This is a genomic window from Mesorhizobium sp. M8A.F.Ca.ET.207.01.1.1, from assembly GCF_004794715.1.
GTDB lineage: Bacteria > Pseudomonadota > Alphaproteobacteria > Rhizobiales > Rhizobiaceae > Mesorhizobium.
Genome location: NZ_SRUS01000007.1, coordinates 332,250 through 349,256, shown reverse-complemented (window position 1 = coordinate 349,256; position 17,007 = coordinate 332,250). Strand labels below are relative to the sequence as shown.

The following is a 17,007-nucleotide window of genomic DNA, read 5'->3' as shown; positions in this document are numbered from 1 at the left end:
ATTAACCCCCAGATACGAAATCCAACCAACAGGAGACCATGAATGACCTTGGCTAAAAAACTCGTGCTGCTGCTGATGGCGGCCGGAATGCTGCTTGCCGTCTTCCTCGAAAGCGTGCCGGCGCAGAGCGAGGAGATGAAGCACGACATGGGCGCCATGGCCATGGGGGCGGAAAGCCCTTCGACGGCGGGCTACAAGGCGGCGATGGACAAGATGCATACCGACATGATGGCCTCGCAATATACCGGCAACGCCGACGTCGATTTTGTCCGCGGCATGATTCCGCATCATCAAGGCGCGATCGACATGGCCAAGGTCGAGCTGGCCAACGGCAAGGATCCGGAAATCCGCAAACTCGCCGAAGGCGTCATCGCCGCGCAGGAAGCCGAAATCAAGCAGATGCAGGACTGGCTCGCCGCCCATCCGGTGAAGTAAGCTTCCCGGCATCGCTAAGTAGGGTCCGGCGAGAACTCCTTGCGGAGTCTCGTCGAGGCCTCGATGCGATCGAGTACCGACGGAGCCATGCCATGGAATCGAGCGTCAGAACCACTACACTGCCCTGCGGCGAGGCCATACCCGTTCTCGGCCAGGGCACGTGGAAAATGGGCGAGGATTCGCGGCGCCGCTCCGACGAGGTAAATGCCCTCAAGCTCGGTCTCGACCTCGGCGTCACGCTGATCGACACCGCCGAAATGTATGCCGGCGGCGGCGCGGAAGAAGTGGTGGCCAAAGCCATCGCCGGGCGCCGCGCCGAGGTCTTCCTGGTCTCGAAGGTCTTGCCTTCCAACGCTTCAAGGGCCGGCGTGCAGCGCGCCTGCGAGAACAGCCTGAAGCGCCTCGCCACCGACCGCATCGATCTCTATCTGCTGCATTGGCCGGGCAGCGTGCCCCTATCGGAAACGGTGGAAGCCTTCGAGGCGCTGAAAAAAGCCGGCAAGATACGGCATTGGGGCGTCAGCAATTTCGACACCGAGGAGATGGAGGAACTGGCTGGCCTGCGCGACGGCGGCAATGTCCAGACCAACCAGGTGCTCTACAATCTGGTTCGCCGCGGCCCGGAATTCGATCTGGCGCCCTGGAGCCGAACACGCGGCATCCCGCTGATGGCCTATTCGCCGGTCGAGCAAGGCGCGCTGGCGCGCAATGCCAGGCTTGACGCCGTCGCCGCCCGCCACGGCGCGACACCGGCGCAAATCGCCTTGGCCTGGGTGATGCGGCAGGACGGCGTCATCGCCATTCCCAAGGCCGGCAGCCAGGAGCACGTCCGCCAGAATGTCGCTGCGTTGGACATAAAGCTTACGCCGCAGGACATCGCCGATCTCGACCGTGCATTCCCGCCACCGAAGCGCAAGCGCGGGCTGGAGATGATCTGAGGCGGCGGTGCTGCCCCAATTTCCCCCTCCGCCGCCCAGATTGCAAAATTACTTCCCCGCCAGCCCTTTCAGCCGGTAGAGCGCCTCCAGCGCTTCCTTCGGCGTCATCTCGTCGGGGTTGATCTCGCCGAGCGCTGTGCCCAGCGCGTCGCTCTTCACCGGCTTTGGCGCTTCCCGTTTCACCGCCACCGAAAACAGCGGCAGGTCGTCGACCAGCCGGTTGGCCTTGCCGGAGACCTCGCCTTCCTCCAACTGGTGCAGCACCGCCTTGGCCCGCTCGACCACCGCCTCCGGCAGGCCGGCGAGCCGCGCCACCTGCACGCCGTAGGACCGGTCGGCTGCACCCTTGCCGACCTCGTGCAGGAAAACGACGTCGCCTTCCCATTCCTTGACGCGCATGGTGACGTTGGAAAGCCGCGCCAGCTTGCCGGCGAGCGACGTCATTTCGTGGAAATGGGTGGCGAAAATCGCCCGACAGCGGTTCTTCTCGTGCAGATATTCGACCGCCGCCCAGGCGATCGACAGGCCGTCGAACGTCGCGGTGCCGCGGCCGATCTCGTCGAGGATCACCAGCGCGCGTTCCCCGGCCTGGTTGAGGATCGCCGCCGTCTCGACCATTTCGACCATGAAGGTCGAACGGCCGCGCGCCAGATCGTCCGAAGCGCCGACGCGCGAGAACAGCCGGTCGACGACGCCGATATGGGCAGACGCCGCCGGTACGAACGAGCCGGTCTGGGCCAGGATCGCGATCAGCGCGTTTTGCCTGAGGAACGTCGACTTACCACCCATGTTCGGGCCGGTCAGCAGCCAGATCGCGCCGTTCCTGGCAGTCCCCTCGGGCGAGAGGTCGCAATCATTGGCGACGAACGGGCCTTCGCCCGAACGGCGCAACGCCTGTTCGACCACCGGATGCCGCCCGCCTGAAATTTCGAAGGCAAGGCTGGAATCCACCACCGGCCGGCACCAGGCCTCGCTTTCCGACAACAGTGCGAGGGCGGCCGATACATCGAGCACGGCGAGCGCATCGGCCCCGGCGCGGATCGCCTCGGCCTCGGCGACCGCCTCCGCCGTCAGCGCATCGAAGGCGGCCAGTTCGATGCTCAGTGCCCGGTCGGCGGCATTGGCGATCTTGGTCTCGAGTTCGGCGAGCTCGGTCGTGGTGAAGCGCATGGCGTTGGCCATGGTCTGGCGGTGGATGAAGCGCGCCTTGGCGCCATCGCTGCCGGTCATGATTGCATGATGGTTGGCCGTCACCTCGATGTAGTAGCCCAGCACGTTGTTGTGCCGGATCTTCAGCGAACGGATGCCGGTTTCCTCGATCAGCGAGCGCTCCAGCCCGGCGATCACTTTGCGCGACTCGTCGCGCAGCGCCCGCATCTCGTCGAGTTCGGCATGATAGCCGCCGCGAACGAAACCGCCGTCGCGTTTGAGCAGCGGCAGCTCCTCGCCGAGCGCCTGGGTGAGATGCTGGGCGAGTGCCTTGGGCAGCGCTTGAATCGCGGTCATCGCGCCGGCCAATTCCTGGGGCAGGGCGGTCGCGGCAAAGGTCTCGGCGATGGCACCTGCCGCCTCGAAGCCGGCGCGCAGCGCGCCGAGGTCGCGCGGGCCGCCGCGATTGAGCGCCAGTCTGGACAGCGCACGCGGCATGTCGGCGACGCTCTTCAGGCTCATCCGCACCGCCTGGCAAAGCCGCACTTCGGAACGGAAGAACGACACCGAATCCAGCCGTGCGACAATGGCCGCCGGGTCGGTCAGCGGCGCCATCAGCCGGTCGGCGAGCAGCCTTGCGCCGCCGCCGGTCACCGTGCGGTCGATCGCCTTGAACAGCGAGCCCTCGCGGCTGCCGGACAGCGTGCGCAACAGTTCGAGATTGCCGCGCGTCGCCGGATCGATGAACAGGGTCGAGCCCTGCTCCTCGCGCTCGGGGCGCGACAGCGGTGGCCGCTCGGCCTTCTGCGTCTTCTCGACATAGGCGATGGCGCCCGAGATCGCCGACAGTTCGGCGCGCGAAAACGTGCCGAAACTGTCTGGTGTCGCCACCTCGAAGAACCGCGCGATCCGCCCCGTGGCCGAGGCCGAATCGAACAGCGAAGGCGGCTGCGGGCTGGCAATGCGGCCGAGCACGTCGAACACCGGCTTCAGCTCGGGATCATGGAAGACCGGCTCGGCCATGATAAGCTCGCGCGGGTCGACACGGAAGATGTCGGCCATCAGCCGGTCGGCGGAGGTCTCGGCGACGCGGAAGGCCCCGGTCGAGATGTCGATCCAGGCAATTGCAAAGCTGTGGTCCGCTCCGCCCTTCACCCTGCCCAGCGCCATCAGGAAACTCGATTCCGACGGCGCCAGCAATTTGTCCTCGGTGATGGTGCCCGGGGTCACCAGCCGCACCACATCGCGGCGCACCACCGATTTGGAACCGCGTTTCTTGGCCTCGGCCGGATCCTCGATCTGCTCGCAGACGGCGACGCGGAACCCCTGGCCAATCAGCTTCTGCAGATAGTCGTCGGCCGCATGCACCGGCACGCCGCACATCGGAATGTCGTGGCCTTGGTGCTTGCCGCGTTTGGTGAGCACGATGCCCAGCGCCCGGCTCGCCTTCTCGGCATCGTCGAAGAACAGCTCGTAGAAATCGCCCATGCGGTAGAACAGCAGCGAATCCGGGTTGGCCGCCTTGATCTCGATGAATTGCTCCATCATCGGCGTGACGGCGGGGCCTGGCTGTGGCGCCGCCGTCAACTCGGGAGCGGCGTCGGGCTCGTTCGGGCTGTGCATGTTCATGGCGCGGCACGCTAGCAGATGTGGTGGCGGGGTTTAATGCCGGGCCATCGAAAAGCAGGGGAAGATCGCAAGCCATCGTCCATGGCCGGCTATTCAGCGGCATTGCCCGATGCCGTGATCGCGAATATCTGTCGTCTTGGGGGTATAATGGTCATGGACAGGGATGGGCACGAAACGTTCGAGGAGATGGTAGGGCCGATCGACTCGGCCCTCGAACGGCTCTGGCTCATGACGGTTCGGCATGCCAGTCAAAGGTTGGGCTGGCTTAAGTTTTCGGCGGCCAAGCGCCTCCCTTTCGCGCTGCCGCTCAGCGGTCCGTTGTCCCGCCTGGACGGCGGCGTTCGGCTCGCGGTTTACGTGCTCAGCCACGATCCGCTGTTGATCTACACGCCGATCGGCGGCGCGCGCCCCCTCAACTCGATCGTCGCAATCGGCCGTCGCCTGGCCTCGCGGCGCGCCGTGTTCCTGCTGATGCCGAGTTGGACGCTCGAGCGGCCGCACGTCGTCGCAAAGCTGGGCCGGGATCTCGCCTGGTACCGTGAGAACTTTCCGCTTCACGAACTGATTTTTCTTTGCAACACGCCGGAGGAGCGTCGTCTGGTCACCGCTGTCGGAGGAACCGCGATCGTCTCCAACCACAATCTGATGGTCTCAGAGGACATCTTTCGGCCATTGCCGGATGTCCCCGTCGAATTCGACGCCGTCTATAACGGCCGCATCTCGTGCATCAAGCGTCATTACCTCGCCTTCGACGTCGAAAGGCTCGCCCACATCACCTTTTCGATCGGCGAGCTGCCCCGGGCCGGCGACCGTGCCTTCATCCGTCGCCTGCAGGCGCAATCGCCGCTGCATCGTATCGCCAACCCGATCATCGATGGCCTGGCCGGCTGGCTGGCGCCGCAGGAGGTCAATCGCGTCTACAACCAGGCCGCGGTTGGGCTCTGTCTGTCGGCGGCGGAAGGGGCGATGTGTTCCAGCATGGAATATCTGATGGCCGGGTTGCCGGTGGTCAGCACGCCCAGTCTTGGCGGCCGGGATGTCTTCTTCGATCCGGACTATTGCATCATCGCCGAGCCCGATCCGGCGGCGATCCGGCGGGCTGTCGAGACGCTGCGCGACCGCGCCATACCGCGCGAGGAGATCCGTAACCGCACGATGGCCAGGGTCGAGCCGCAACGGCGGCAACTCATGGAATTCCTGTCGGAGCTGTTCGAGCGGATGGGAAGCCGACGGCCGCCCTTGTCGCAATGGCCGTTCCCCGGAACCAGGACGCTGCGGCGATGGGCAACGGCCCGCCAGCATGCGCATGAAATCACCGCATTCAAGCCAGCGCAGCCCAGTCCCTGACCGAGCGCGTCCGCTTTGAAGCAGCTTTGCAGAGCTTCGTGGTTTACACGCGGCGGCCCGTGGTCTTAATTCGCAAGAACACAGGCACCCGCTTCAAGGAGGTGCCGCACCGGCGAGGAAATCAAAAAGCATCATGGCCAGGAAAACCGAGAACAACGGTCCGTCCGTCAGCGCACAGGAAGCGCTCGAATTCCACGCCATGGGCCGGCCCGGCAAGCTGGAGATCGTCGCCACCAAACCGATGACGACGCAGCGCGATCTCAGCCTCGCTTATTCGCCGGGCGTCGCCGTGCCCGTGCGCGCCATCGCCGAGGACCCATCGAGAGCCTTCGACTATACGACGCGCGGCAACATGGTCGCCGTCATCTCCAACGGCACCGCCATCCTCGGCCTCGGCAATCTCGGCGCGCTGGCCTCGAAGCCGGTCATGGAAGGCAAGGCGGTGCTGTTCAAGCGCTTCGCCGATGTCGATTCCATCGACCTCGAGGTCGACACCGAGGATGCCGACGAGTTCATCAACTGCGTGCGCTTCCTCGGTCCCTCCTTCGGCGGCATCAACCTGGAAGACATCAAGGCGCCGGAATGCTTCATCATCGAGCAGCGCCTGCGCGAACTGATGGACATCCCGGTCTTCCATGACGACCAGCATGGCACGGCCATCATCTCGGCCGCCGGCCTGATCAATGCGCTGGAGGTAACCGGCCGCGACATGAAGACCACGAAGCTGGTCTGCAATGGCGCGGGTGCCGCCGGCATCGCCTGCATCGAGCTGATGAAGGCGATGGGTTTTTCGCCCGAAAACATCACCTTGTGCGATACCAAGGGTGTGGTCTTCCAGGGCCGCACCGAGGGCATGAACCAGTGGAAATCGGCGCATGCGGTCAAGACCGACGCGCGTTCTCTGGCCGAAGCGCTCGACGGCGCCGACGTCTTCCTCGGTGTTTCCGCCAAGGGCGCGCTGACCACCGCCATGGTGCAGTCGATGGCCAAAAACCCGATCATCTTCGCCATGGCCAATCCCGATCCGGAGATCACCCCGGAGGAAGTGGCCGAGATCCGCACCGACGCCATCATGGCCACCGGGCGTTCGGATTATGCCAATCAGGTCAACAACGTGCTCGGCTTCCCCTACATCTTCCGCGGCGCGCTTGATGTCAGGGCCACCACCATCAACGACGACATGAAGATCGCCGCCGCCCGCGCTCTCGCCGAACTGGCCCGCCAGGACGTGCCCGACGACGTCGCCGCCGCCTATCAGGGCAACCGGCCGAAATTCGGCCCCAACTACATCATCCCGGTGCCTTTCGACCCGCGCCTGATCTCGGCCATCCCGATTGCCGTGGCCAAGGCGGCAATGGATTCGGGCGTCGCCCGCAAGCCGATCCTCGATCTCGACCGCTACGCGCAGGAGCTTTCCGCCCGCCGCGACCCGATCGCCTCGACCCTTCAGCGCATCTACGATCGCGTGCGCCGCCAGCCCAAGCGCATCGTCTTCGCCGAGGGCGAGGAGGAGCAGGTGATGCGCGCCGCCGTCTCCTATGTGAACCAGCGGCTCGGCACGGCCATCCTGCTCGGCCGCGACGATGTCATCAAGGAGAACGCCAGGCACGCCGGCATCGACTTGAACAAGCAAGGCATCGAGATCATCAATGCGCGCCTGTCGCGCCGCAATTCGATCTACACCGACTATCTCTACGAACGCATGCAGCGCAAAGGCTTCCTGTTCCGCGACTGCCAGCGGCTGATCAACAACGATCGCAACCATTTCGCCGCCTGCATGGTGGCGCTGGGTGACGCCGACGGCATCGTCACCGGCGTCACCCGCAACTATTCCACCGCGCTCGACGATATCAGGCGCATCATCGACGCCAAGCCCGGCCACCGCGTCATCGGCGCCTCGATCGTGCTCGCGCGCGGCCGCACGGTGATCGTCGCCGACACCGCCGTCCACGACATGCCCAACGCCGAGCAGATCGCCGACATCGCCGAGGAGGCGGCCGGCTTCGCCCGCCGCATGGGCTATGAGCCGAGGCTCGCCATGCTCGCTTATTCCACCTTTGGCCATCCGCAGGGCGAGCGCTCCGAGCGCATCCAGGAAGCCGTGCGCATCCTCGACAAGCGCCGCGTCGATTTCGAATATGACGGCGAAATGGCCGCCGACGTGGCGCTCAACGCCCGCGCCATGGCGCAATACCCGTTCATCCGCCTGACCGGCCCGGCCAACGTGCTGATCATGCCGGCGTTCCACTCGGCCTCGATCTCGACCAAGATGCTACAGGAACTCGGCGGCTCGACCGTCATCGGCCCGCTGCTGGTCGGCCTGAACAAGCCGGTGCAGATCGTCTCGCTGAACGCCAAGGACAGCGATATCGTCAACATGGCGGCGATCGCGGCCTACACGGCGGGGACTTGAGGAGCATCCCGCCTGGCGGACGAAAGCTTCTGCATCAGACAAGCCCGAAGCGCGCCGCAGGCACCTTCTCGCGCCGACTTCACCCCGGCGCAAACACCCGCGCCGCCTCGACCACCTCTTCCGCCTGGTCCTGCCGCAGCAGGTCAATCGGGATGCGGCCGTCGAGCTGTGCCGCTGGGCGGGTCAACCATAGCCATGCGAGCCTCGGATTGCCGATCAGCTCCAGCACGTCGCTTATGCCCGCCACCGGCCTGCCGTCGACGAATTGCGCCAGCGGGAAGACGTGCTTGCGGCCGCCCTTGCGCAGCGCGATGACGTCGCCGCGCCGTTGCCAACGGTGCAAGGTGGAGCGGGCGATGCGCAGGTTCTCTTCCAGATAGGTCGAGCCGGCGACGCGGCCGGCCCAGTCCTCGATCAGCATCGATTCGAGGTCGTCGGACTGGGGGAGCGGGGGCAACGTTTCGGCCTCTGCAGGCAGCGTCGTCGTGCCGGTGGTGCCGGCTTCGCCTCGGCGCGCCGCTTCCGCCGCCAGCGCGCGCACGAATTTCGAGGCAAGGCCGGGAAGGTCGGCGTGGATGGTGTCGATGGCGCGCTGGTGCTTGGGCGACAGCAAGGTGACCGCGGAGGCGATGCTGCCGGCGATTTTGGCGACCGAGACCATGGTGGACTGGTTGATCGCCTCGTCATAATGGGCGAGCGCGCGCTCGACCTTGTCGGCGACCAACTCCGCGAAGTCGTCCTGGTTTATGCCGGTCGCCTGGATTGGAAATCTGGTCATGCATCTGTCTTCTGGCCGCGCTCCTCCCCGACTGCGGCCGTTTGTCAACGGCTAAGGGAAAAGCGGGACTCCGAACGGCAACAGATGCAGCGAACCCGACAGGTTGCTGTCTTGCATTTACGACACCCCAACTGACTGCGAGCATCCCGAAATGCCAGTCACGGGACGCTCGCAATTTCCTGTAGGAGCGGTGTGTGACAACCGCGCGACGGTCTTTTCCTTCTCCCCTTGTGGGAGAAGGTGGCCTCGCGAAGCGAGGTCGGATGAGGGTGTTCCAGCTTGGCAAAAACGGCGATCCGTCACCCACCCCTCAACCGTCTCGGCGCTGCGCGCCGATCCACCTTCTCCCACAGGGGGAGAAGGGAAAAGCCCCCCTACAACAACCCCGCTTGCTCGGCTTCCTTGCGCAGATTCTGCCGTGGCCTCGGGCCGATCTGCTGGATCACCAATCCGGCTGCCAGTGAGCCAAGGTCGCCGCAGGTCTGGAGGTCGCGTCCCTGTGTATAACCATGCAGGAAACCGGCGGCGTAGAGGTCGCCGGCGCCCGTCGTGTCGACCAGTTCCTTGATGGCGGTCGCCTTTATGACCACGGTCTCGTCGCCGCGCACGATGACCGAGCCCTTTTCGGAGCGGGTCACCGCGGCGATCTTGCAATCCTTGCGAATCTGCGCCAGCGCCTCGTCGAACGACGAAGTCTGGTAAAGCGACTTGATCTCGTGGCTGTTGGCAAAGACGATATCGACCGTGCCCGAGCGCATCAGGTCGAGGAACTCGTCACGGTAACGGTCGACGCAGAACGAATCCGACAAGGTCATGGACACTTCGCGGCCGGCCGCGTGCGCCAGCCTGGCCGTCTGCCGGATGGCTTCCTTGGCGCGCGGCGGGTCCCACAGATAGCCTTCGAAATAGGTCACCTTGGCGCCCGACGCCTTGTCGGCCTCGACATCTTCCGGCCCGAGTTCGACGCAGGCGCCGAGATAGGTGTTCATCGAGCGCTCGCCATCGGGGGTGACGAAGATCATCGAGCGCGCCGTCGGCGGCTCGCCCTCGAGCGGCTTGGTGTCAAAGGCGACACCTTGCGCGTGGATATCGTGCGCGTAGATTTCGCCCAGCGCATCGTTGGAAACCTTGCCGAAGAAGGCGGCGCGTCCGCCGAAGGAGGCGACCCCGGCCGCCGTGTTGCCGGCGCTGCCGCCGGAGGCCTCGATTGCCGGACCCATGCGGCTGTAGAGCAATTCGGCGCGATGGGTGTCGATGAGATTCATCGCGCCCTTGATGATGCCGTTGGTCTGGAGGAAGTCCTCTTCGCACTGGGCGATGATGTCGACAATCGCATTGCCGATGCAAAGCACGTCATAATCCGGCATCAATGTCTCCGCCAAAAACCCGAGCCGGCTTCTTGCCATGCCCGCGCGGGTCTACAGCATGACGCTGAAAACAGGCAACCGATTTTCTGTCCTTGCCGCGCCAGCCCAGGCGCTACGACAATTCGACCGTGGCCGAAACATTTCGTCGCGATGTCGCCTACATCTGCGCTCCTGAGATCACGGTCCGAAGGCGCGAGCCCATGCCTGCCAAAAACGACACGGCTACCGACCTGGCGCTGCTTGGCGTACTGGCTGTCCTGTGGGGCGCCTCCTACACCTTCATCAAGATCGGCGTCGAGACCATCCCGCCCATCACCTTCATCGCCGCCCGCACCCTGATCGCCGGCGCCATCCTGTTCGCCATCATCCGCTGGCGTGGGCTTGCCATGCCGGGAGACGCGGCTAGCTGGCGCCGCTTCGCCTTCCAGGCCTGCCTCAACAGCGTCGTCCCGTTCACGCTGATCGCCGCGGCCGAGCGCTCGGTCGACGCCGGCCTTGCCACCATCCTCAACGCCACCTCGCCGATCTTCACCTTCCTGCTCACCGCGCTGATCACCCGCCATGAGCCGGTCACCCCACGCAAGCTGGTCGGCGTCGGCGCCGGCATTGCCGGCATCTGCCTCATCGTCGGCACACAGGCGCTTGGCGGCATCGGCCACCAGCTCTGGGCACAGATCGCCATCGTCGCGGCAACCGTGTGCTATGCCGGCGCCGCCATCTTCGGCCGTGGCTTCAAGGGCCTCGATCCGATGCTTCCCGCCGCTGGCTCCATGCTGTGCGGCGCCGTCATGCTGGTGCCGCTCAGCCTGGTGGTCGACCAGCCATGGACGCTGACGCCTTCGGCAGCTTCCATCCTCGCTTTGCTCGGCCTGTCCGTGTTTTCGACGGCACTGGCGTTCGTCATCTATTTTCGCCTCATCCACACGCTGGGTTCGGTCGGCACGACGTCGCAGGCCTATCTGCGGGTGCCGATCGGTGTCGGCATCGGCGCCATCTTCCTCGGCGAAAGCCTGGGTCCGACGGCATGGCTCGGCATGGGCTTTGTCGTTGCCGGCGTGGCGGCCATGACCATACCGGTCCGCAAACCGGCCTTCGCCCGGTAGTCAGATTTCGGCAGCGTCCAAAGACAAGCAAAGGCCCGCGCTTGTGCTCGCGGGCCGCACTGCCTATCTCGGAGACGTCCTGCCTTGAGCGGTTCAGTGTTTGATGGAATCTCTGACCCGCTGTAACTTCTCGTTTTTACGCAATCCCGGGCGGAAAACCGCTACGCACTTTTCCTGGAATTGCTCTGTGGTTGTGTCCGCTGACCTGGGGTTGAAGCACGGTGATTTTCGACGCTGCCCGCACCGCGGCCCTGGAGCTGCTCTCGCCTCCGTTCCGCGCCGTGTTCATCAAGACGCTCGGCCTAACCCTGCTGGCGCTGGTCGCCCTGTGGTTCGGCCTGACCAGCCTTGTCGAATGGCTGGCCCTGCCGTGGCTCCAGACCGTGTTGCCCGGCATACCGTCCTGGGCCGGCTGGCTGGGCGGCATTGTCGCGGCCATCGCGCTGGCCTTCGGCATGGCGCTGCTTGTTGCGCCGGTCACGGCCGTCATCGCCGGCCTGTTCCTCGACGATGTCGCCGAAGTGGTCGAGCGCACCGATTACCCAAGCCACCCGGCCGGACGGGCCATGCCGGCATTGCGCTCGATGGTGCTGGCGATAAAGTTTTTCGGCGTCGTCATCCTGGGCAACATCGTGGCGCTCATGCTTCTGCTGGTGCCGGGCATCAACATCGCAGCCTTCTTCATTGTCAACGGCTACCTGCTGGGGCGCGAATTCTTCGAATTCGCCGCCATGCGCTTTCGCCCCGAGGAAGATGCGAGGGCCCTGCGCCGGCGCTATGCCGGTACGGTGTTTCTGTCCGGGCTGGTGATCGCGGCATTCCTTGCCGTGCCGCTGCTCAACCTGCTGACGCCGCTCTTCGCCGCCGCCATGATGGTGCATCTGCACAAGGCGGTCTCGGCGCGGGAAGCGGTCCGTTCCGCAAACGGTTGAGCCTTCAGCGCAAGAGGAAACCACGCCCCAGCTCGTCGTCCGGTTCGACAATGAATTCGGCTCGTCCGGAATAATAGGCGCGGCCGCCGACGCGGGCGACGATCGCTTCGTGCGGGCCGGCCTGTGCCGTTCGCACGACCGCCCCGGAAAAGCGCGAGCCGGCGATGCTCTCGAAACTGCGCGTCTGCCCGATGGCGATCTCACCCTTGGCATGCATGGCCGCCAGCCGGGCGGTCACGCCGGAACCGGTCGGCGATCGGTCGACTTCCGCCTCGGCGAAGACGCAGACATTTCTGGTGACTTCCCCGGAAAAGGCGTCCTTTCCGTCGGTCAGGATGGTGCCGTAGAGGAAGGCGAGGTCGTCATGATCGGGATGCGACAACGCAAACTCGGCCTTGAGCCGGTTCGTCAGCGCCGTTGCCGCATCGACGAAATCGCGCACGCGGTCGCGGTCGAATTCCAGCCCGAACTGATGGCAGTCGGCCAGCGCGTAGAAAGCCCCGCCATAGGCGATATCGAAACCGATCTTGCCATACTCTGTCAGCCCGATCTGTTGGTCGCGGGCGAACAGGAAGGCAGGCACGCTCTCGAACGACACCGCACCGGCCTTGCCGTCGCTGACCTCGACCGAGGCGACGACCAGGCCACAAGGCGCCTCGATGTTGACTGTGGTGACCGGCTCCTGTTTCGCCACCAGGCCTTCATCGATGGCATAACGGCCGAGCGCGACGATGGCGTGGCCGCACATGGTGGAATAGCCCTCATTGTGCATGAACAGCACGGCAAGGTCGGCGCCGGGCAAATCGGGCTCGACCAGCAAGGCGCCATACATGTCGTAATGGCCGCGCGGCTCGAAGATCAGCAGTTTGCGCAAATGGTCGAGATGGTCCCGCACATAGGCGCGCTTTTCAAGGATGGTGCCCCTGGGGATAGCGGGATAACCCCCGGTGACGATCCGCAGCGGCTCGCCGCCCGTATGCATGTCGACGACAGTAAGGTTCATGCGGCGTCTAACCCTGGGATTTGCCGTAGAGCGCCTGCAACTTGCCGAACGGCATGGCGGCGCGGGTGAAGCCGAACGTTCCGTCCTGCTGGATCTCGCGCGCCGCCGTCTCCAGCATGCCGTAGGCGAAATTGGTCAGCCACGGCCCGAGCGAAATCCGCTTGACGCCGGCCATGGCAAGGTCGGCGATGGTGAAGCCGGGCCTCGCCATGACATTGACCGGCTTGGTCACCGCCGAGCAGAGCGTGCGCACCATCTCGACGTCGCCGATGCCCGGCGCATAGAGCACGTCGGCGCCGGCCTTTTCGAAGGCCTGCAGCCGCTTGATCGTATCGTCGAGGTCGGACTTGCCCCACAGGAAGTTCTCGGCCCGCGCGGTGAAGACAAAATCGCGCTTCAGCGCCCGCGCCGCCTCCACCGCGGCGGCGACGCGCTCGACCGCATGCGAAAACTCGTAGATGGGCTTTTCCGGATCGCCGGTATGGTCTTCGATCGAGCAGCCGGCAAGCCCGGCGGCCTCCGCTGCGAAAATGGTCTCGGCGGCCTGCTCGGGGCTGTCGCCCTTGCCTTTTTCGAGATCCGCCGAGACCGGCAGTTCGGTCGCGGCCGTCACCTCGCGGCAATGATGGATCATCTGGTCGAAGCTCACGGCCCCGTCCGGCAGGCCGCGCGAAAAGGCAAAGCCGGCGCTGGTCGTGGCCAGCGCCTTGAAGCCGAAGGAGCCAAGCAGCTTCGTCGTGCCCGGGTCCCAGGGATTGGGCATGACGAAGGTCGAGGCATGCAGGTCGCGAAAGATCTTGCCCTTGTCCATGAATGTTCCCCATGACGAGTGTCGGGGCGGATGCTAGCGCGCCGTTTCCGGCCGGGCAAACAAATGCGGTTGGTTCAGAAGCGTTTCTCGTTGTCTGCTGCCAATTTTCGAAGGCATCGGAATCGGCGACGTAGCCCGCTGTTTTCTTGTCCCAGCGGTAGGTTACGGAAATGTCGTTCGAGACGGCTTTGGGGGCGGGTTCGTCGCACGTCTCTTCGCCAGGTGCCGTCTTGTCGGTTATCGTCGCCTTGATCGCGGCGTAGGGCTGGCCATCGCTCACGGCCTGGAAGGTCAGGTCCTGGGAGCGCCGATAGGAACAGACATTTTCGTCGAACGTGTTGATGAGGTCGATCAGCTCAAAACGGTCGTCTCGCACCAGGATAAGCGGCGTCGACATGTAGCCCTGGTTCGAGTTGAAATGCGTGCTGGAGATCATCAGCGCATCGTCGCTGGCGCCGAGCGAAAGTTTGCCGGGGTGGCGAAAGAAGGTGAAACGGTCGGTCGCCACATTGACGGCATCGAGCAACCTCGGTTTGCCGGTGAGATCGTAAAGCGCCAGCACCGCATAGCCCTCCGCGCTGTCGGGCGATTCGCCGAGATCGAAAAGCATGGCCAGCCGCTCCTTGCCTCCGGCCTTGATGCCAAGCACGCCGGCGCTGAAAACGCTCGGTGCTTCTGGTGGCGAGCTGTCATTGTCGGGACCGGCAATGTGCCGCATCTCGATCGGCGAGGAGCCGACATAGTAGTCGCCCTTCGCCGTCAGATCCGGAATGACCATCCTGATGAGATCGGCATAGGTCGTGCCGGCGTGGCCATCGATGGGTTTGCCGAGGTCCGGGCTGGCCGCGTCCTGGGCGCCGGCCGCGCCGCCCAGCAATGGCAGCAGCAACAGGCAGGCAAAGACGAGCCGATGCAAAAATCCCGACATGCTTGATATCGTCCCCTCACCGCAAGCACCGCGAAGCTGACACTTCCGGGCGACATGCACTAGCCCATCCGGCCGGCAAAATCAGTGGATCGGCACCAGCCCGGCGAGTTCGCGCATGTCGTCGAACAGGATGCCGCCGGCCTGGATCAGGCCGTCGCGGTCGGAATAGGGGTCGCCATGATAGGAGAACACCCGCATGCCGGCAGCGATGCCTGCCTGCGTGCCTGCGACGCTATCCTCGATGACGATGCAGTCGGCCGGCTCGAAGCCCATGGCTTTGGTCGCATGCAGGAACAGGTCGGGGAACGGCTTGCCGCGCGAGACCATGGTGGCGCTGAACATGGCATGCTCGAACAGCGGCAACAGCCCGGTCTGGCCAAGCGTTATGTGCATCTTCGAGATCCTGGCCGAGGTGGCGACGCAATAGGCGAGGCCGGCGGCGCGGACCGCCTCGATGAACTCCCGGACATAAGGGATCGCCTCGACGCCATGAGCGAACAGATCCGGCAGGCCGGCATTCCAGCGCTCGACGAAATCGGCGCCGAGCCTGACGCTGGTCGTCTCCTCGATCTCCTTCTGCACCGAGACCATGCTGCGGCCGGAGAAGTTCTTGCGGCAATATTCGAAGGTCGTTGGATAGCCGCTCGCGCTGAGCCATTCGGCCAGGCGCCGGTTGGCGAGATTCTCGGTATCGACCAGGATCCCGTCGCAGTCGAAGATGACAAGTTTAGGCAAGGGCATTGGATTCGCTATCAGGCGGTGCCGGTCGATCCGAATCCGCCCGAGCCGCGCGCCGTGCCGCCGGCGAGCGAACGCTCTTCCACAGCCACCTGCGTCACGGCGGCGAAAACGATCTGGGCAATGCGCATGCCGCGCGTAACGGCAAAATCCTCGTCGCCGAGATTGACCAGCAGCACCTTCACCTCGCCGCGATAGTCGCTGTCGACCGTGCCGGGTGAATTGAGGACGGTAAGGCCGTGTTTGAAGGCAAGGCCCGAGCGTGGCCGCACCTGGCCTTCCATGCCTTCGGGAATTTCCAGGATCAGCCCCGTCGGCACCAGAGCGCGCTTGCCGGGCAGGATCAGAAGCGGCCGGTCTTCGGGCACCGCCGCGCGCAAATCCATGCCAGCGGCGCCGGTGCTTTCATAAGCGGGAAGCGGAAGTCCCTCGCCATGCGGCAGCCTGACGAAGCCGACGGTGGGACCGATGACGGAGGGTGTTTGAAGGGCTGCGCGCATAAAATCGATCCTATCGGCGCGATTGCCGATTCGGTCAATTCGCCCGCGGCGCTATCAACGGCTTTCTTTCGGGCATCACTATGGCCTGAGGACGGCTCAACGCACTTCCATCGGAACCACCGTCGTCTCCTTGATCTCCTCCATGACGAAGGAGGCGGAAACATCCGACAGCGCCACCTTGGCGATGAGCCGCTGGTAGAGCCGGTCATAGGCCTTCACGTCGGCGACACGGGCGCGCAGTACATAATCGAGATCGCCAGACATGCGATAGACGCCGATGATCTCTGGCAAGCCGCTTACCGCGGCGCGGAATTTCTGCAGCCAGTCCGGGTCGTGGTTGGATGTGCGGATCAGGATGAACACCGAAAGGCCAAGCCCGAGCTTTTCGGCATCGACCAGCGCCACGCGGCCGGTGATGACGCGATCTTCCTCCAGCCGCTTGACGCGACGCCAGCAGGCATTGCGCGACAATGCCACCCGCTCCGACAGCTGGTCGACCGACAACGTGCCGTCTCGTTGCAGTTCGGCAAGCAATTTTCGGTCGATTTCATCGATTTCCAGTGTCATTTGGGATGTTTGTCCCATGAAGTGGCAAAATACAAGGATATTTTGGGACCAATGAACCGGTGAGGCGTGTCAGGATACTCATATCAGGAAGCTCCAGCGCTGAAGGGGAACCAGCATGTCGCTCGCAAGCATTTTCACCTCTCATCCGGCCAAGGTCGGCGAAACCTATTTCGGCCATATGGCCTTCGCCGCCTGGTTCTCGTCGCGCCTGCTGATGGCGGCGGGAGCAGCGCTCGTTCACGCTTTCTTGCCATTTCTCTTCGAGACTACCGCCAGCCGAATCATTCGCGAGCTCTACGAGCGGACGCACAACAGAGGCAATCACACGGTCGAAGCGCCGGCGGCGCTTGCGGATCGTGCCTAGAGGAC

At 64.5% G+C, this 17,007-nt stretch carries 16 protein-coding genes; 8 read left to right on the top strand and 8 right to left on the bottom strand.

Annotated features, from left to right (window positions below):
* Positions 1-42 precede the first annotated feature (42 nt).
* Together EN850_RS22760 and EN850_RS22755 are read left to right on the top strand one after the other, a co-directional pair.
* Complete coding sequence (locus tag EN850_RS22760; protein ID WP_127277847.1) at positions 43-435, top strand: DUF305 domain-containing protein; 393 nt, start codon at positions 43-45, stop codon at positions 433-435.
* Between the two features lie 92 nt (positions 436-527).
* The gene (locus EN850_RS22755) at positions 528-1,373 is read left to right on the top strand and encodes an aldo/keto reductase (RefSeq protein WP_135883669.1); all 846 of its coding nucleotides are present in this window, start codon (positions 528-530) and stop codon (positions 1,371-1,373) included.
* Positions 1,374-1,421: 48 nt separating this feature from the next.
* Here the strand turns inward: EN850_RS22755 and mutS are convergent, their stop codons facing one another.
* Positions 1,422-4,151, bottom strand: coding sequence for a DNA mismatch repair protein MutS (mutS, locus tag EN850_RS22750; protein ID WP_136092283.1), 2,730 nt, complete (start codon positions 4,149-4,151; stop codon positions 1,422-1,424).
* A 318-nt stretch (positions 4,152-4,469) separates the two neighbouring features.
* Here mutS and EN850_RS22745 point away from each other — a divergent pair, with 318 nt between their 5' ends.
* Together EN850_RS22745 and EN850_RS22740 are read left to right on the top strand one after the other, a co-directional pair.
* Complete coding sequence (locus tag EN850_RS22745) at positions 4,470-5,498, top strand: glycosyltransferase (RefSeq protein ID WP_246689260.1); 1,029 nt, start codon at positions 4,470-4,472, stop codon at positions 5,496-5,498.
* 133 nt (positions 5,499-5,631) lie between these two features.
* Positions 5,632-7,911, top strand: coding sequence for an NADP-dependent malic enzyme (locus EN850_RS22740; protein ID WP_136092281.1), 2,280 nt, complete (start codon positions 5,632-5,634; stop codon positions 7,909-7,911).
* Between the two features lie 79 nt (positions 7,912-7,990).
* Here EN850_RS22740 and EN850_RS22735 read toward each other — a convergent pair whose 3' ends face one another.
* Together EN850_RS22735 and EN850_RS22730 are read right to left on the bottom strand one after the other, a co-directional pair.
* Positions 7,991-8,689: an antitoxin Xre/MbcA/ParS toxin-binding domain-containing protein gene (locus EN850_RS22735; protein WP_136092280.1), complete on the bottom strand. Its 699-nt coding sequence runs from the start codon at positions 8,687-8,689 to the stop codon at positions 7,991-7,993.
* A 374-nt stretch (positions 8,690-9,063) separates the two neighbouring features.
* Entirely contained in the window at positions 9,064-10,056 is a 993-nt protein-coding gene (locus EN850_RS22730; protein WP_127873026.1) for an adenosine kinase, read from the bottom strand.
* A gap of 200 nt (positions 10,057-10,256) precedes the next feature.
* Here EN850_RS22730 and EN850_RS22725 point away from each other — a divergent pair, with 200 nt between their 5' ends.
* Together EN850_RS22725 and EN850_RS22720 are read left to right on the top strand one after the other, a co-directional pair.
* On the top strand, positions 10,257-11,159 hold the full coding sequence (locus EN850_RS22725) for an EamA family transporter (RefSeq protein ID WP_127873027.1): 903 nt from the start codon (positions 10,257-10,259) through the stop codon (positions 11,157-11,159).
* Between the two features lie 221 nt (positions 11,160-11,380).
* Entirely contained in the window at positions 11,381-12,091 is a 711-nt protein-coding gene (locus EN850_RS22720) for a sulfate transporter family protein (RefSeq protein ID WP_127873028.1), read from the top strand.
* A 4-nt stretch (positions 12,092-12,095) separates the two neighbouring features.
* Here EN850_RS22720 and EN850_RS22715 read toward each other — a convergent pair whose 3' ends face one another.
* Together EN850_RS22715 and EN850_RS22710 are read right to left on the bottom strand one after the other, a co-directional pair.
* Positions 12,096-13,094 (bottom strand): proline racemase family protein, encoded by a 999-nt coding sequence (locus EN850_RS22715; protein WP_136092279.1) that lies wholly within the window; start codon positions 13,092-13,094, stop codon positions 12,096-12,098.
* Positions 13,095-13,101: 7 nt separating this feature from the next.
* Complete coding sequence (locus EN850_RS22710; RefSeq protein ID WP_127278803.1) at positions 13,102-13,905, bottom strand: oxaloacetate decarboxylase; 804 nt, start codon at positions 13,903-13,905, stop codon at positions 13,102-13,104.
* Between the two features lie 418 nt (positions 13,906-14,323).
* Between EN850_RS22710 and EN850_RS36440 the strand changes: the two genes are divergently transcribed.
* Positions 14,324-14,839: a hypothetical protein gene (locus tag EN850_RS36440; RefSeq protein ID WP_189591211.1), complete on the top strand. Its 516-nt coding sequence runs from the start codon at positions 14,324-14,326 to the stop codon at positions 14,837-14,839.
* A 75-nt stretch (positions 14,840-14,914) separates the two neighbouring features.
* Here EN850_RS36440 and EN850_RS22700 read toward each other — a convergent pair whose 3' ends face one another.
* The 3 genes from EN850_RS22700 to EN850_RS22690 all read right to left on the bottom strand — a co-directional run bounded on the left by EN850_RS22700 (position 14,915) and on the right by EN850_RS22690 (position 16,638).
* Positions 14,915-15,574, bottom strand: coding sequence for an HAD family phosphatase (locus EN850_RS22700; RefSeq protein WP_127873031.1), 660 nt, complete (start codon positions 15,572-15,574; stop codon positions 14,915-14,917).
* An 11-nt stretch (positions 15,575-15,585) separates the two neighbouring features.
* On the bottom strand, positions 15,586-16,071 hold the full coding sequence (dut, locus tag EN850_RS22695) for a dUTP diphosphatase (RefSeq protein WP_127278800.1): 486 nt from the start codon (positions 16,069-16,071) through the stop codon (positions 15,586-15,588).
* Positions 16,072-16,167: 96 nt separating this feature from the next.
* A complete protein-coding gene (locus EN850_RS22690) occupies positions 16,168-16,638 on the bottom strand; it encodes an Lrp/AsnC family transcriptional regulator (protein WP_127278799.1) in 471 nt (156 codons plus the stop codon).
* Positions 16,639-16,753: 115 nt separating this feature from the next.
* On the opposite strand from EN850_RS22690, the gene EN850_RS22685 reads away from it, so the two are divergent.
* Positions 16,754-17,002: a DUF6356 family protein gene (locus tag EN850_RS22685; RefSeq protein WP_127873032.1), complete on the top strand. Its 249-nt coding sequence runs from the start codon at positions 16,754-16,756 to the stop codon at positions 17,000-17,002.
* Positions 17,003-17,007 lie beyond the last annotated feature (5 nt).